This window comes from Mariniradius sediminis (assembly GCF_021491425.1).
GTDB classification, from domain to species: Bacteria; Bacteroidota; Bacteroidia; order Cytophagales; family Cyclobacteriaceae; genus Mariniradius; species Mariniradius saccharolyticus.
In genome coordinates, this window is sequence record NZ_JAKEVZ010000007.1 from 56,495 (window position 1) to 72,890 (window position 16,396).

Consider the following 16,396-nt stretch of genomic DNA (forward strand, 5'->3'; position numbering starts at 1 on the left):
TTTGCACGTGTTTCTATCCTTCTTCCATGAGTCTTATCGAAAAATTGGATTTCCGGGCATTTTTGAATGATATCCAAGCCCCTCTCATCGTATTTTCGGAGGAGGGGGAGTTGTTTTTCAATCGATATTTCAAAGAGAATATTGAAACACAGGGGACAAAATGGACCGATTTCTTTACCAGTCCAGATATCCGTCATCAGATCGAGCGGTATTTTAGCGAGGGAATTTTGCCCAAAAGGGATTTTAAATCGACTCTGCTACACAAATCACAGGGGGAAGTTACTTATCTTTGGTCATTTACAGACTTTCCAAATCCGGGTAAAAAGAGGATTTGCGCCGCCAAAGGAACAGCAAATTATTCGGTGGTGGAGAAGTTGAATCAGCAGATATTGGGAAAGGAGTCGGGCGCGCAAAATCAGGAGGATTTCAGGTTTATCGCGAATGTGCTGAGGTACAGCCACGATATGCTGGCGATTCTCGACAGAAATGGCATTTATAAATTCATCAGTTCAGCCGTAATCGAGAAACTCGGCGTCAATCCGGCACATATCATCGGCAAATCTTACCTTGATTTTGTGAAGCAGCGCGTCATCGAAGTGGAACAAGGAGATGTGCGTGAAGTCTTCAGCTCGAAGGAAGAGGTCAACATCAATTTCTGGATCAACACACCGAGCGGAAAGCGGGTTTTTATCGAAAGTTACAGCAGAAACCTGCTGGATGACCCTTTGGTGGATGGGATATTGTTCAGTGCCCGTGACATTACCGAGTATTGGTATGCGAAGAAATCCCTTCAAAAACGCTACGAGCTCGAGAACCTGATCAACAGGATTTCTGCCAAATTTGTCAATGCTGGATACGATCAGGTCGACCAGGTATTCCGATCTTCTTTGAAGATGCTCGGTGAGTTTGAGGATGCGGATAGGGCGTATATCTTTCTCGTCCATGAAGCCATAGGTGAGATTGAGAATGTGTATGAATGGACCGCTGAGGGAATCGAACCCCAAATTGAGTATTTGAAGCATATCCCGATCACTGATCAAAATTTAACCCTGGAAGCGATGAAAGGCGGTCAGATTTTGGTCGTACCCGATGTGGACTTGATGCCGGATGAGTTTGAAATCGAAAAGAAGATCTATCAGGAGCAGGGCATCCAGTCGTTCGTTTTGATTCCAATATTTTCTGAAAACAAGCTGATCGGATTTTTTGGAATGGATGCGGTAAGGAGCAAGCGCGACTGGAACGAGAAAGACGAGTTTGTACTGCGGCAATTGGGGGATATTTACGCAGGGAGTTTCATCAACCGTGCGATCAAAAAAAGACTGGAACGGAATGAGAACCTGTTGGCATCAACCGAAATATTGGCAAAATCAGGCTCATGGCGCTTCAGCAACTCCCAAAAGCGGATCTTTTTTTCCGCGGGTCTAAAAAAGATATTTGAGTTTGACGAGAACCTCTATTCTGACACTGTCACGGGTTTTTTGCAGGCAATCAATAAGAAGGACCGGAAATCTTTCCTTCAAAATCTCCGCTTGGCGGTAAGAAAAAAAAGCACCACGGCGGGCGAATTCGAGATCACGCCCCTCAGTGGCAGGCTCAAGTTTATCAGCTACACGATTCAGGTGAGACCTATTCCGGACACGGACAAGGTGGAGGTATTTGGCTATTGTTCCGACGTCACGCACAAAAAGGACGCTGAAAATTACCTCAAACTCCAGTCCCAAATCCTCGCGCAGGTTAACGACCCGATCTTTGTGACGGATTCCAATTTGCGAATCATTTATGTTAACAACTCTGGTTTGCGGGAATGTAAACTACGGGAAGATCAAGTACTTGAGGAGAAATTTGACGACTTGTTTGAGTTCAAGGCTGCGGAAAATGGATGCTTTGTATCAAGGGTCAAAGATTTGGCTGCTGACGCGAGTATTCGTGAAATGGTCGAAATCAGCATTTCAGGGACTGGTTTTGAGCCTCATGAAGTTTCGGTCCAGCCGTTCCTCAATGACGAGAAAGTCAAAATTGGGTATTCCTTCGTGTTGAGGAACCTGAGTCTTCAGGTCAAGCAGGAAGCCTTGGCCAAGAAGGCGCAAATGATCGTGGAAAACAGTCCCGCGATCCTTTTCACCGTGGATCCCAATCACGACTTCCAGATTCTCTACATCACGGACAACATACGCCAGTTTGGCTACAATGCCTCCGAATTGGTTCAATCCAAGAAATCGATCTTGGAATTGATCCATCCCGATGATGCGCGGAATTTGCTGGATTTTCATTTTGCAAAAAAATCCAAAGCAGGTGTACCAGCATATTCGGGCGAGTACAGATTCCTCAAAAGTGACGGCAGCTACCGATGGGTCGAGGACAAAAGCGTGGAAACGCTCGACGAAAACGGCAATATCATTTCCCACGAAGGGATTATACAGGACATCACGGAGCGAAAAAACAGCCGGGAGAAAGTCCTACGAAGCGAGGAGCGCTACCGGGTGTTGGCCTCCAATATCCCCGGCACAAGTATTTTCCTGATTGACCGTGACTTGAGGTATATTGTGGCGCAGGGCACAAATTTCGCCGATTGGGGAATGACCGCAGCAGATTTTGAGGGGAAAACCTTGGCGGAGGTACACAGGAGAAACCTCAACGAAATCCAGCCTGCCGTCATCAAGGCCCTTCTCAAAAACGAAATCCAGCAGAAGCACATCATCTTCAAAAAGCGTGTTTATGAAATCACCGTCAAACCGATAACGTATGACGGCGAGGTGGAATATGCTTTGGGCATTTTGCGCGACATCAACGAGGAATTCCAGGCAAAGGAAGACTTAAGGAAAAACGAGGAGAAATACCGAAGACTCGTCGAGGAATCTACAGAGATCATTTTCTCACTGGGGATGAACATGAAGTTCACCTACATTTCACCAAACGTAAGGCAGTTTTTGGGCTACAAACCCGAAGACGTGCTTTCCAGAGCACTTACCGAATTTCTCCATCCGGAAGATTTGGCCGTGATGTCACAGGAAATGAAGCAGGGATCTGACTTCTTCAAATACAACCAATACCTCGAATTCAGGCTACGGCACCTCAACGGCGAATACAGGATATTCAGTTCTAATGGGAAACTTGTATCCGATGACGAAGGCAAAGGTCTTTATTACACTGGCATTGCGCGGGATATCACCAAACTGAAAGAGGCACAGCGGGAACTGCTTCTCGCAAAGGAAAGGGCTGAGCAAGCATCGACGATCAAATCCCAGTTTCTATCCATCATGAGCCATGAAATCCGTACGCCGATGAATGCGGTGATCGGCATGGCGCATTTGTTGATCGAGGATAATCCCCGCCCTGACCAATTGGAGAATTTGAAAACCCTCCAGTTCTCCGCTGAGAATCTGTTGGGATTGATCAATGATATTTTGGACTATACCAAAATCGACTCTGGTAAGGTCGAACTGGAAAAAGTAAGCTTTGAACTTGAAAACGTATTCCAGCGGATTCTCCATTCTTATTCATACCAGGCTAGGGAAAAGGCATTGGACGTGATCTTTGAGATCGATCCGGCTATCCCAAAAAGCCTGCTTGGAGATCCAGTACGTCTTGGTCAGGTCGTAAACAATTTGGTTTCCAATGCGGTCAAGTTTACCGAAAAAGGCTACATCCGCATCAAACTAAGCAATGTCGGTGAGAAAAAAGATCGGGTTTCGGTCAGGTTCGATTTTGAGGACACGGGAATCGGTATTCCCGAAGAAAAATTGGATTTGGTGTTTGAGGCATTTACACAGGCAAGTGCAGCCACTACCCGCAAATACGGAGGTACGGGACTGGGACTCGCGATCGTTCGCCGTCTTGTCCAGCTTTTTGGTTCCGATATCAAAGCGTACAGGAGGCAGGAAGGCGGTACTAGATTCACGTTTACGATCACATTTGCAAGACCCAATACAGATGAAAAAGTCAGTCCGCAAGGAAATACCGAAGGCCTTCGAATCCTTCAAGATGCCAATATCCTGATCGCAGAAGACAATATAGTCAACCAAATCATGATCAAGAAATTCCTCACCAAGTGGGGAGTCCATCAGGTCGTGATTGCCAATGACGGAAACGAGGCGATTGAGGCTTTTTCAAAACAGGATTTCAATATCATCTTGCTCGATTTGCAGATGCCAGAAAAAGATGGATTCCAAGTGGCTGAGTATATCAGAAAATTGAAAGATCCTAAGAAAAACCAGGTTCCAATAATCGCGCTCACCGCTTCTTCCCTGATCGAAGTCAAAGAGCACCTCGAGGAAGTTGGCATGAATGATTACATCAGCAAACCCTTCAACCCTGACCATCTTTACACCAAAATCATCAAATACCTACAGGTCTAATGTGTCCAATGGCAATCGTGTTTTGAAAACGCGTATTATTTTTGGGTCGAAAATCAGCACCATGAGGAAGTTTGTATTCTTGGCGATGTTAATGGTTGTCCCCATTTTCCTGTTTGGTCAATCCAGCCAAACCAATAGGACGACTATGTACATGACCTATGGTCGGACGGGTGCCAACCTGCGCGAATTCAACAACATGCTCGCCTCCAAGGGGCTTTCTCCCATGCGTAACGGCTATTCCAACCTGAGTTTTGGATACCTGTATCGTTTCAATGACTTTGTTGTTGGGTTGGAATTGTTTCAAAACCACGGTCCCAAATCCAATTTCGATGGGTATGAGATCGACTACAACAGCACCCGGTTTTATTTGAATGTTGGATTCTCCTTTACGGAGGAGGGACGATTTCAATTGATCCATTACATGTCTATTGGCTCAGGTTTCCTCAATTTCCAAATGCTGCCCAATCCCGAACCCGAGACATTCCAGGCACTGATGGACAATCCGGCCCAAGGGTTTATCCTGCGGGAAGGAAATCTCCATAAAGGGACTTGGCACATGACGGGATTTTTGACCGAGATTGGTTTCCAAATGAGCTATGACCTTCCCATACCCGGCAGGGAAGAGGCGTTTGAGTTGTTGGCGAGGTTTGGCTATTCATTCAGCCCGTTCGAAGATTCCTGGAAAATGAATGGCATCCGGTTCAACGCAGCTCAAAGCGGTCCTTTCCTCAGAATCGGGGCGGGAATCACACTGCCGGACCAAAACTTCTTCTACCGCGATGCTTCTTTGGGTGCACACCTGGTCTATGGCCAGCATTTCACAAGGCCTGATGAACTAAACACGGTTTTGGAAGAAAACGGACTTAGGCCATTCGAAGGTCGGCCAAACAACTGGGGCTTGAAGATTTTGGGGGAAACCAAAGGCTTCCTGTATGGGATGGATTTTTACAACCTTGGCCTTTCTGGAGATGCCAACGAGTCCAAAAGCCAAACGCTGAACAGCCTCCGGATTTACGCCAATGCAGGCTTGAAGTTTTTTGAACAAAAGAATCTGGAAATGGGGGGCTTGGCAGGATTGGGTTATGGAAATATCCGGTACACGCTGACCGATAATTTCAAACCTGATTTCCCACTGTTGTTTGAAGAACCAAAACACGACGGCATGATGAAAAACGGTGGACTGATGGCAAAGCCTGAGGTATACATTGCCTACGGAATTCCCATTTCAATCAATAAAAGCCGCGTCATTCTTGGTTTACACGGAGGCTATGAACTGCCCCTAGCGCGGTATCGGTTGGGGGATTTGTCCATGAGCAAGTTCATGGCCAATCCCTATCTTCAATTCAGTCTCGGGTTTCGGCCTTAGTCCTCGACTTCTACGATCAATTCCACTTCGACGGCAATATTCATCGGCAGGGAGTTAGTGCCAACCGCAGAGCGTGCGTGTTTTCCCTTTTCCCCAAAAACCTCGACCATCAGGTCTGAAAAGCCATTCACAACCTGTGGCTGTTGGGTAAAGTCAGCGGCACTGTTGACCAAGCCAAGCACTTTGACGATCCGCTTTACCTTGTTGAGGTCACCCAGTTCCGCTTTCAATACGGCCAGTTGCTGTATCCCAACAAGGCGTGCAGCTTCTCGGCCTTGTTCCACACTGAGATCCGTCCCGAGTTTACCGGTCACAAATCCACCTTCGGGGAGATTTGGGCCTTTTCCTGCCAAAAACAGGAGATTGCCGACTCTGACGGCGTTCACGTAGTTGGCGACAGGTGCTGAGGCTTCAGGCAAAATGAGGCCGAGTTCCTTGACCCTTTGCTCTGCATCCCAAGCCACGGCAGATGCTGAATCTGTCGCTTCCGGCTTTTTTTCGGCGGGTTTTACGCAGGAGAAAGTGAAAAGGAGGAAGGCTGCAAGCAAAAATGATTTCATTGTATTCTGGATTTAGATGTGATTTTGAAGATAGACTGTTTTTCGGAAAACAAAAAGGTCAATCAGTTGACAGATTTCACTATCGGTTTTCAAATTTTCAACAAACAGGCCTTATCCATATCGAACTAACAAAGCGGACAAGATTTCGTCAAAAAATTATCAAAATCCACGAATAGGCTTTACATTTGGGCTTGCTTATCGAGAAAGACCGAGGGATGGGCCCTGCGACGTCTTAGCAACCTGAAACCAAGGTGCTAATTCCCCTTCCGGAGATGCCGGAAATAGATGAGCGGAATGAGTTTGTTTTTCTTCCGGTTCTTCCTCGCGTAAGTTTTTAAAATCAAGAAGATGAACAGAACCGAACTGCTGCTGCGGCTTTCCAAATCAAAAATCCTGATCCTCGACGGTGCCATGGGTACCATGATCCAGCGATACGGATTGCAGGAGAGGGACTTCAGGACCCCCGAGCTGGAAAACCACCCCAAGCCGCTAAAGGGCAACAACGACCTGCTTTCGCTGTCCAGGCCCGACGTCATCAAGGACATCCACAGGGCGTATCTGGAAGCCGGTGCGGATATCATCGAAACCAATACCTTCAGCGGTACGTCCATCGCACAGGAAGACTACGGCCTGCAGCATCTGGCCTATGCCATCAATTTCCATTCCGCAAAAATCGCAAGGGAAGTGGCGGACGAGTTCACCGCCAAGAATCCCGATAAACCGAGATTCGTGGCCGGTGCCTTGGGACCAACCAACAAGACGGCCTCCATTTCCCCCGACGTAAACGACCCGGGCTACCGGGCGATCACCTTCGACCAATTGTCGGAGGCCTACAAGGAACAGGTAAGGGGACTTTTGGACGGAGGTTCCGATATCCTTTTGGTGGAAACAATATTCGATACACTCAACGCCAAGGCGGCACTTTTCGCAATCCAGGAGGTTTTTGAGGAGCGGAATATCCCCCTGAATCCCGAAGAGGGGGGCATTCCCATCATGATCTCGGGTACGATCACGGATGCTTCGGGCAGGACGCTGTCCGGGCAGACGACCGAGGCGTTTTTGATCTCGGTATCCCACGTTCCGCTTTTCAGCGTCGGCTTGAACTGCGCCCTTGGGGCCAAGGAACTGAGGCCTTACCTGAAGGTTTTGTCCGAAAACGCGCCCTTCCTGGTGTCGGCTTATCCGAATGCCGGCCTTCCCAACGAATTCGGGCAATACGACCAGGGTGCCCTGGAAATGGCCGCTCAGATCGAGGATTTCCTCAAGGAAGGACACGTCAACATCCTCGGCGGCTGCTGCGGCACGACGCCGGCGCATATTGCCGAGATCGCCAAAATCGCCCAAAAATATTCCCCACGACACATAGAACTGGCAGCGACAGGAGATGAGTAGGATACACAATCCACAAGCTTTGAAACTTTCGGGTTTGGAGCCTTTGGTCTTCACGCCCGAGATCAACTTTGTCAACATCGGCGAGCGCACCAACGTCACGGGCAGCAAGAAGTTTGCCCGCCTGATACTCAACGGCCAATACGACGAGGCCTTGGAGGTGGCTTTGGACCAAGTGCGTGGCGGCGCACAGATATTGGACGTCTGCATGGACGAAGGCATGCTCGACGGCGTAGCCGCGATGCGCCGTTTTCTCAACCTGATTGCCTCGGAGCCCGAGATCAGCCGGATACCCATCATGATCGATTCCTCCCGTTGGGAGATCATCGTCGAGGGATTGAAATGCGTCCAGGGCAAGGGCATCGTCAACTCCATCAGCCTGAAGAACGGCGAGGAGGAATTTATCCGTCAGGCCAGGACGATCAAGAAATTCGGCGCTGCGGTGGTCGTGATGGCCTTTGACGAAAAGGGCCAAGCCGATACCTATCAGCGGAGGATCGAGATCTGCAAAAGGAGCTATGACATCCTCGTCCAGCAGGTCAGGTTCAATCCACAGGACATCATCTTCGACCCGAACATATTCCCCGTCGCAACGGGGATGGAGGAGCACAGGAAAAACGCCCTGGACTTTTTCCATGCAACCCAATGGATCAAACAGAACCTCCCCGGCGCCAAGGTGAGCGGTGGCGTAAGCAACGTGAGTTTCTCTTTCCGGGGAAATGATCCGGTCCGCGAGGCCATGCACGCCGCGTTCCTTTACCACGCGATCCGGCACGGGATGGATATGGGCATCGTCAACCCAACGATGCTGGAAGTGTACGACGATATCCCGAAGGACCTCCTCCAAAAAGTGGAGGACGTGCTTTTCGACCGCTCCGACGATGCGACGGAGCAACTGCTTGCTTTTGCCGAGACGGTCAAATCCGCAGGGAAGAAGGAAGCCCAAAGCGAGGCTTGGCGCACCGAAACCGTGGAGAAGCGCATCGAGCATGCCTTGGTAAAAGGAATCATCGATTATGTCATAGAAGATACCGAGGAAGCCAGACTCAAGTACCAGAGCCCGCTAAAGGTCATCGAGGGCCCCTTGATGGACGGGATGAACGTCGTCGGAGACCTGTTTGGGGAAGGGAAGATGTTTTTGCCCCAGGTCGTCAAATCCGCCCGCGTGATGAAGAAGGCCGTCGCCTACCTCGAACCCTTCATGCCCACGGCTGCTGACACCGGCCTGCCGACGGAACAAAGCAGCCTGAAGAGGATACTGCTCGCCACCGTCAAGGGCGACGTACACGATATCGGCAAGAACATCGTCGGCGTGGTCCTTGCCTGCAACAGCTACCAGATCATCGATCTCGGCGTGATGGTGGATGCGCAAAAGATCATCGACGAGGCCATCAAGAACAAAGTGGACATCATCGGTCTCAGCGGATTGATCACGCCTTCCCTGGACGAGATGGTCTATGTCGCCTCGGAAATGGAGCGGCAGGGCCTGAAGATCCCCCTGCTGATAGGAGGAGCCACGACGTCAAGGATCCATACGGCCGTCAAGATCGACCCCGTCTATTCCGGCACGGTGGTCCATGTGACGGACGCCTCGAAGTCCGTGCCGATTGCCGGGGAGGCGATTTCCTCGGAGACAAGGGAAGCTTACCGTCTCGAGATCAAGGAAACATACAGGCAGCTCAGGGAAGAGCACGAGGCCAAGCAACAGGTGAAGCAGATGGCCACTTTCGAGGAGGCGGTCGCCAATCCGGTGTTTATCGATTGGGAACATTTCAGTCCCACGGTTCCGAACCTTCAGGGGACGAAAGTCCTGCACGACCTTGATTTGGCCGTTTTGCGCAACTATATCGACTGGACGCCATTCTTCAGCACTTGGATGCTTTCGGGCAAATACCCCAAAATCCTCGAAGATCCCGTCGTCGGCGACGAGGCCAAAAAGCTCTTCGCCGATGCCAACCGGATGCTCGATGACATCATCAGGGAAAAATGGATACAGGCCCGGGCCATCGTCGGCATCTATCCCGTGCAGAGAGATGGCGAGGATGTGCAGGTATTGGTCGACGGCCGGCCGGCGCAGAGGTTCCATTTTCTCCGCCAACAGGGGAAGAAGGGCAAGGGCGTTCCCAACCGCTCCCTGGTGGACTACATCCATCCCGGGGAGATAGACTTCATGGGCTTCTTTGCAGTGACGGCAGGCTGGGGGATCGAGACGAAGCTGAAGGAATTCCAGGAAAAGCACGACGACTACCACGACATCATGCTCAAGGCGCTCGCGGACCGATTCGCGGAGGCAGGTGCCGAATACCTGCATGCCATGGTGCGCAAAGAGTGGTGGGGATATGCCCCCGACGAGGACCTCGCCAACGATGACTTGATCCGCGAATCCTACATCGGCATCCGTCCGGCACCGGGGTATCCTGCCTGTCCGGAGCATTCGGAGAAGAAAACCTTGTTTGAGTTGTTGGAAGTGGAGAAAAACACCGGCATCGTGCTGACGGATAGCTTCGCGATGTATCCGACGGCATCGGTTAGCGGCTATTATTTTGCCCATCCCGAAAGCAAATATTTTGGTCTCGGGAAAATAGGGGAGGACCAGGTCAGGAACTATGCCCGTCGCAAGGGCATCACCAAGGCCCAGGCCGAAAGACTCCTTTCCCCCAATTTGGGCTATTCACCATCGCTTTCAGTTGTAGAAAAATAGATCATGAAAATCACCGAATATATCCAACAGGCATCCAAGACCCTGTTTTCTTTCGAAATCCTCCCCCCGCTCAAGGGACAAAGCCTCAAGGAACTCTGCGAGGGCATCGAGCCGCTGATGGAATTCAAGCCGCCCTTTGTGGACGTGACCTATCACAGGGAGGAGTTCATTTATAAAAAGCACCCGAACGGACTTTTGGAAAAGATCAGCACCAAAAAGCGTCCGGGAACGGTTGGTATCTGCGCGGCGCTGATGAACCGCTTCAAGGTGGAGGCCGTGCCGCATTTGCTTTGTGGGGGATTTACCAGGGAGGAAACCGAAAACGCCCTGATCGACCTCAACTTCATCGGCGTGCAGAACATCCTGGCCCTCCGGGGGGACGCGCCCAAAAGCGAGGGAAAATTCATCCCCGAGCCCGACGGGCACGCTTATACAAAAGACCTTGTGAAGCAGATCGTGGGCATGAACCAAGGCAAGTACCTGCACGAGGAGACGGAGACGGGCTTCCATACGGATTTTTGCGTGGGGGTGGCAGGTTATCCGGAGAAGCATTTCGAGGCGCCGAACCTGAAGTCCGATCTCAGATACCTCAAGGAAAAAGTGGACGCGGGCGCGGAGTACATCGTGACGCAGATGTTTTTTGACAACCAGAAGTTTTTTGATTTCACCAGGAAAGTCCGGGAAATGGGAATCGATATCCCGATTATTCCGGGGATCAAGCCGATCACGACACTCAGCCAGATCAACATGTTGCCGAGGACATTTTTCCTAGACCTTCCCGACGCGCTCATGGACGAGCTGGAGAAATGCAAAACCAATGCGGAGGTCAAGGAAGTGGGTATCCGTTGGGCGATCCAACAGAGTAAAGAGCTCGTAAAGCACGGTGTCCCCGTCCTGCATTATTACACGATGAGCAAGGCCGACGCGACTTACAGGATTGCGAAGGAGGTGTTTTAGATTGGAAGATTTGAAAGTTGAAAAATTCGTAAAACAGCGTCTGTTTGTTTCGATTGAGGGTTTTCATCGACGATTTTTGGAAGAAGTAACCATGCTGCGTTGGCATTTTACTTTTGAAAGTCTTGGACCAGATTGGCGGTTTGGCTGGAATAGAATGCTTGTATCGCCGGCCTTTGAAACCCCAATCCTTGCAAAAATTCCAACAAGCAACGTTTTTGGTCATCGATCTTCTGTCTTCGTTTCGAGATGCTATTGACTTTGAATTAGGTGGCAAGGCAGCTGAATTCAAAACCATAAATTTTTCTGCTTCCCACCATCAAAAGAATAAAGGTTTGGATCGGTGTTTTCGGGGCATTTTCCCAAAACTTCCTTGGGAGATCTACGTGACAGAGATCAAATCCATAAGCTATTCTTTATGAAAAAATCCGTCACATTGCTGTTCCTCGCTCCCACGCTGATGTTTGCTTCCTGCAATGATTTGGGAAAAAAAGTGGAGGACCAAATCCAATCTATCTCCGAAAAGGCAGATAAGTTGGATTCCCTCGTCAACAGGGAAATCGAAAAAATGGAATCGCTCGACTCATTGATCAATATTGAAACAGACAAGATCATCCGGATGGATTCCCTTCTTGAAAAGTCTACCCAAAAAATGGATTCCTTGGTCAACAGTAAGATTGACCGGGTCAACAAAATCGTGAACTAGCCCTTGTTGGTCTTCAAGCAGGTTTTTGGGCTCGGGTGGGTTTGGAGAAAAAGTCCTAATTTCAAGCCATGATCAAACTCATCGAATGTCCCCGGGATGCCATGCAGGGTCTGCATGGATTCATTGATACGGCCATCAAGGCCGCTTACATCAACCAACTCCTGCATGTGGGTTTTGACACGATTGATTTTGGGAGCTTCGTAAGTCCAAAGGCGATTCCGCAGATGCGCGATACCGCCGAGGTCTTGGATCAATTGGACCTTTTTGGCACACATTCGAAGCTTTTGGCCATCGTAGCCAATATCCGCGGCGCCGAGGATGCGCTGCTTTTTCCACAGATTGACTACTTGGGATTTCCGCTTTCCCTTTCCGAAACTTTTCAGCAACGCAATACCAACAAGTCCATTGCTGAGGCGATGGAGACCGTCGATGAGATCCAAAACCTCTGCCAGATCAAGGGCAAATCCTTGGTCGTATACTTGAGTATGGGCTTTGGGAATCCCTACGGGGACGCTTATTCTCCGGAGTTGGTCGCGGATTTTGTGCAGGGATTGGATAAGATGGACATCCGCATTATTTCTTTTGCGGATACGGTCGGGACTGCCGAGTCGGATTTGATCCGGGACTTGTATAGGGTGCAGGCGGGGGCATTCCCGCATGTTGAGTTTGGGATGCACCTGCATACCCGACCCGAACAGATGCATGTCAAAATCAAGGCAGCACTCGAGGCGGGTTGCCGGAGGTTTGACGGGGCGCTGAAGGGTTTTGGAGGTTGCCCGATGGCAAAGGACGACTTGGTGGGTAACGTTGCCACTGAGCAGTTGATCGAATTGCTGGAATCAGAAGGTTACCAGCCGAAGGTCAATAAGTCGGAATTGCGGGAGGCTTTGAAGCTGGCTAAGGTGGTGTTCGGGTAACGCGGGGTTTCTCGCAAAGACTGCTAGGGTGCAAAGAAAACGAATCATTGCTAGTGTTCAGTTGGCAGGGGTATTGATCAGTCTTCAGTAGCAGCGTTCAGTTGGCAGCTGTCTTGCGGAGATCCCAGGTCACTTTCTTGGCTTTTTCGTGTACAAAATCTTTTTGCGGCTTTTGCACCTTCCCTTTCTTTACTAGAGGGACATTCCCGAGTCTTTATTCATCCTCTTTTTCGGGCGCGATGATCACAGTTTCGGACAAGAAGGGACTCGCCATGAAATAACCCAAAACCTGGCCTCCCCCGGACTTCACTTTGATGTTGGAAGTCGGGTTTTGAGGTGGAGGTGAAAACAATCCTCCATCGTTGAAAAGCAGCCCCACGAGCTGATTAAGGTAATCAAATGCGTCTTGGTTGAGGCGATATAGCTCAAGCCGAACTTTGTCATTTTTCTTGAACGGAAATCCATTCAGTTCAAAGCCGTTGTCCAGTATATTGGTACCGAAAGTGTCGTCAAACAGCAGGTAATCGAAACGGCTGTTGAGAAGCGTATCATTTTTCACCATGCGGATTCGATAGTTGTTGTCATCAGCAAAGGGGATTTTCCCATAAACCGTTAGGTAATACCCCTCTTCCCGGAAGATACGCTCCTCCCTGAAATTATACACAATGCTGTCAAGCAACGGAGGGAAAAGAATCGTACCCGTACTGCTGTATTCCTTTTCCCCAATCTTCACGCTGAGCTCATAGGACTCGCCCAAAGTCCCGCTTATATTTCGTTCGGCGACATATTTTTTGGTTTCCTTGTTGAACCTGAAATTAACCTGGCCGCCGGTACGCAGATTCCGGATGCTGACTTGGGCATTTTCCTCCACTTCGAAACTTGCCGTATCATAGTAGTCCTTCGAATAACTGACCCGGACTTGGTTGATAGAAGGATTGTCGGTCCAAATGGCCTCAATGACAGGTATCGGCTCCGTGTTTTCCAGAGGCAAAAACACTTCTTCTTGGCAGGAAAAGGAAACAATGGCAATCAAAGGAAGCAACAGGCGACGCATCAGAATTTGAAGTTATAGGTCAAGGCTGGCAAGAAAGTAAACAGGTAAGTCATGACGACTCCGGGACGTACCGATTCTACAGGGACACTCGAGTCTTGGTCAAAGCGGAAATCGTCATTGATGATATCGGTAAACTGGTAGGTAAATGGATTCTTTCGGCCATAAAGGTTGTAGACGCTGAAGTTCCAGCTCCCACGCCATTTTCTCCCTTTGTCTTTTCCTTTCCAAGTCACGGATGCATCCATGCGGTGGTAGTCTGGAAATCGGTCTGTATTCCGCAGGTCATTGTACAGTGGAATTTTCTGGCTGTCCACTTCATAGGTCCCAATGGGAAAAGTCACGGCCTGACCAGTCGTGTAGACGAAAGTGAGTGCGGCTGACCAATGCTTCGAAAACTCATGGTTGAGCACCAAATTGACATCATGCGGTCTATCGAAGCGTGGATTGTACCACTGGTCGAGACTGATGCCGGGGATTTTTCTCCAAGTCCGTGAGTAAGTATATCCAAGCCAACCGGTGGTTTTGCCGATATTTTTTCGGACCAAAAACTCCAATCCGTACGCATATCCTTGTCCTGATAGCAGTTCCGTTTCCACATTGTCACTGAACAAGACGCTGGCGCCCTGACGCAAGTCAACCACGTTACGGAAGTCTTTATAATAACCTTCCACCGATATTTCCCATTTGCCTTCGGCAAGGTTTTGGAAAAAACCAACTGACGTTTGGTCGCCCCGCAGCGGCTCAATATATGTTCCCGCCGGAATCCACCGATCAATCGGCAATCCCGCAGAACTGTTGGAAGCCACCTGTACGAACTGATGATTTCTGTTGAAAGCTGCTTTAAATGAAAGGTTGGGAGAAATCAAATACCGGAGGGAAATCCGCGGTTCGAATCTTTGGTAGCCCTTCATGTTTTGGAACCGGTCAAAGCGCAGCGTGTCCAATATCTCCGCCTCACGGTCGGGAACACCTCCTGCGTAGGTATAAATCACACCCTGCCCGATCTCGTTGTATAGGGCCAACCTTAATCCAGCTTCGAGCATCAGTTTCTGACCGATATCCCCCGAAACGGAGACAAAAATATTGTTTTGAACTCCCGTACTGGGGTTTGTATTGAGGTCATCAAGATCACTTTCCGGTGCAGTTTCCAACACGATGGGCGAGAAATGATAAACCTGACCTTGATAGCCGGTTTTTAACACAGAATTGTTTGGGCCCAACCAAGTCCACTCGGCACGCACGCCCGATTCCGAAAGCCTACTGGTCCAGTTGAAACCGTCCTGCGGATCCTGGAATTGTACTTGATATTGGTACTTGCTGTGGTAAGCATTCAGGTCAAAGAATTTGTTGGAGCTGATGTTCCTGTTCCAATTGAAGGACGTCACGAAGTTGTTCCAGCCTAAGCCAAACTGTCTCGAAATACCCAAAAAGTCTGAGCCATAGTAAGAGGAAAATGAGATTTTATCCTTTTCACCAGCCCTAAATGTAAACTTGCCGCTCAAATCATAGAAATAGAGGTCATTTTGGTTGATATCGGGATTGCTGGAGAGGCGTAGGAATGCATCCGCATAAGTCCTTCTCCCGGACACGATGAAGGAGGATTTGTCGGAGAAAAGCGGCCCGTCTACGGTTAGCCGTGAACTGATGGAACCGATTCCACCCTCGCCACGGATTTGTTCGAAGTTGCCCTCCCTGAGCGATACATCTACAACGGAGGATACTCTTCCCCCGAGGTTTGCCGGGATGTTTCCCTTGTAAAACTCGACACCGCTCAAGGCATCGGGGCTGAAGACAGAGAAAAAGCCAAAGAAATGCGATGGGTTGTATACAGGCGCTCCGTCCAATTGGATGAGGTTTTGATCTGCAGAGCCACCGCGCACAAACAAGCCCGTCGTCCCTTCGCCCGCAGTCTGCACGCCGGGCAGTAATTGGAGGCTCCGCAAAATATCGACTTCACCAAAGAGCGCCGGAATATTTTTGATTGTCTCAATCGGCACCGAGGATTTCCCCAATTCAATGCCTTTGATATTGTCTTCGGGATTGCGTCCACGAATGATGATTTCTTCGAGCGAAAGCGCTTCAGCCTTTAGAAAAAAGCGCAACTCCTTTTGCAAGTCATTGGTGGTAATTACCCGAATAGAGGGTTCAAACCCTATAAAGGAAACGATCAGCTTAGCGGGCAACTCCACCAAAGCAATTGAGAAATTTCCGCTCAAATCCGTCACCACGCCCTTTTGCGGGTCGGATTCCCAATAGACGTTGGCGCCTGGCATGGGTAGGTTTCCTTCCACATCCATCACAGTCCCGGTCAGGGTTTTAGCCTCCTGGGCAATCGAAAAGTTGAACGCAAAGCAAAGGATAATCAGAAGACTGGGTAGTAAAAACTTCATAAGT

General features: G+C 49.5%; 10 protein-coding genes and 1 riboswitch. Of the genes, 7 read left to right on the plus strand and 3 right to left on the minus strand.

What is annotated here, in order from left to right:
* Positions 1-26 precede the first annotated feature (26 nt).
* A complete protein-coding gene (locus tag L0U89_RS10235; RefSeq protein WP_234861436.1) occupies positions 27-4,355 on the plus strand; it encodes a PAS domain S-box protein in 4,329 nt (1,442 codons plus the stop codon).
* Positions 4,356-4,416: 61 nt separating this feature from the next.
* Entirely contained in the window at positions 4,417-5,721 is a 1,305-nt protein-coding gene (locus L0U89_RS10240; RefSeq protein WP_234861437.1) for a hypothetical protein, read from the plus strand.
* Here the strand turns inward: L0U89_RS10240 and L0U89_RS10245 are convergent.
* Positions 5,718-6,281 carry a RidA family protein gene (locus L0U89_RS10245; RefSeq protein WP_234861438.1) on the minus strand — a complete coding sequence of 188 codons (564 nt, stop codon included), beginning with the start codon at positions 6,279-6,281 and terminating at the stop codon, positions 5,718-5,720. The genes L0U89_RS10240 and L0U89_RS10245 overlap by 4 nt on opposite strands.
* 192 nt (positions 6,282-6,473) lie before the next feature.
* Positions 6,474-6,573, plus strand: a riboswitch (SAM riboswitch).
* 56 nt (positions 6,574-6,629) lie between these two features.
* On the opposite strand from L0U89_RS10245, the gene L0U89_RS10250 reads away from it, so the two are divergent.
* The 5 genes from L0U89_RS10250 to L0U89_RS10270 all read left to right on the plus strand — a co-directional run bounded on the left by L0U89_RS10250 (position 6,630) and on the right by L0U89_RS10270 (position 12,948).
* The gene (locus L0U89_RS10250) at positions 6,630-7,673 is read left to right on the plus strand and encodes a homocysteine S-methyltransferase family protein (protein ID WP_234861439.1); all 1,044 of its coding nucleotides are present in this window, start codon (positions 6,630-6,632) and stop codon (positions 7,671-7,673) included.
* A complete protein-coding gene (metH, locus tag L0U89_RS10255; RefSeq protein WP_234861440.1) occupies positions 7,666-10,371 on the plus strand; it encodes a methionine synthase in 2,706 nt (901 codons plus the stop codon). The genes L0U89_RS10250 and metH overlap by 8 nt, the downstream gene beginning before the upstream one ends.
* Positions 10,372-10,374: 3 nt before the next feature.
* Positions 10,375-11,328, plus strand: a complete 954-nt coding sequence (gene metF, locus L0U89_RS10260) for a methylenetetrahydrofolate reductase [NAD(P)H] (RefSeq protein WP_234861441.1) — start codon at positions 10,375-10,377, stop codon at positions 11,326-11,328.
* A 415-nt stretch (positions 11,329-11,743) separates the two neighbouring features.
* Positions 11,744-12,031, plus strand: a complete 288-nt coding sequence (locus tag L0U89_RS10265; RefSeq protein WP_234861442.1) for a Rossmann-fold NAD(P)-binding domain-containing protein — start codon at positions 11,744-11,746, stop codon at positions 12,029-12,031.
* A 68-nt stretch (positions 12,032-12,099) separates the two neighbouring features.
* Positions 12,100-12,948, plus strand: coding sequence for a hydroxymethylglutaryl-CoA lyase (locus L0U89_RS10270; protein WP_234861443.1), 849 nt, complete (start codon positions 12,100-12,102; stop codon positions 12,946-12,948).
* Between the two features lie 214 nt (positions 12,949-13,162).
* On the opposite strand, the gene L0U89_RS10275 is transcribed toward L0U89_RS10270, so the two are convergent.
* The gene (locus L0U89_RS10275; RefSeq protein ID WP_234861444.1) at positions 13,163-14,002 is read right to left on the minus strand and encodes a DUF4249 family protein; all 840 of its coding nucleotides are present in this window, start codon (positions 14,000-14,002) and stop codon (positions 13,163-13,165) included.
* A complete protein-coding gene (locus L0U89_RS10280; protein WP_234861445.1) occupies positions 14,002-16,392 on the minus strand; it encodes a TonB-dependent receptor in 2,391 nt (796 codons plus the stop codon). The genes L0U89_RS10275 and L0U89_RS10280 overlap by 1 nt, the downstream gene beginning before the upstream one ends.
* Between the last annotated feature and the right edge of the window lie 4 nt (positions 16,393-16,396).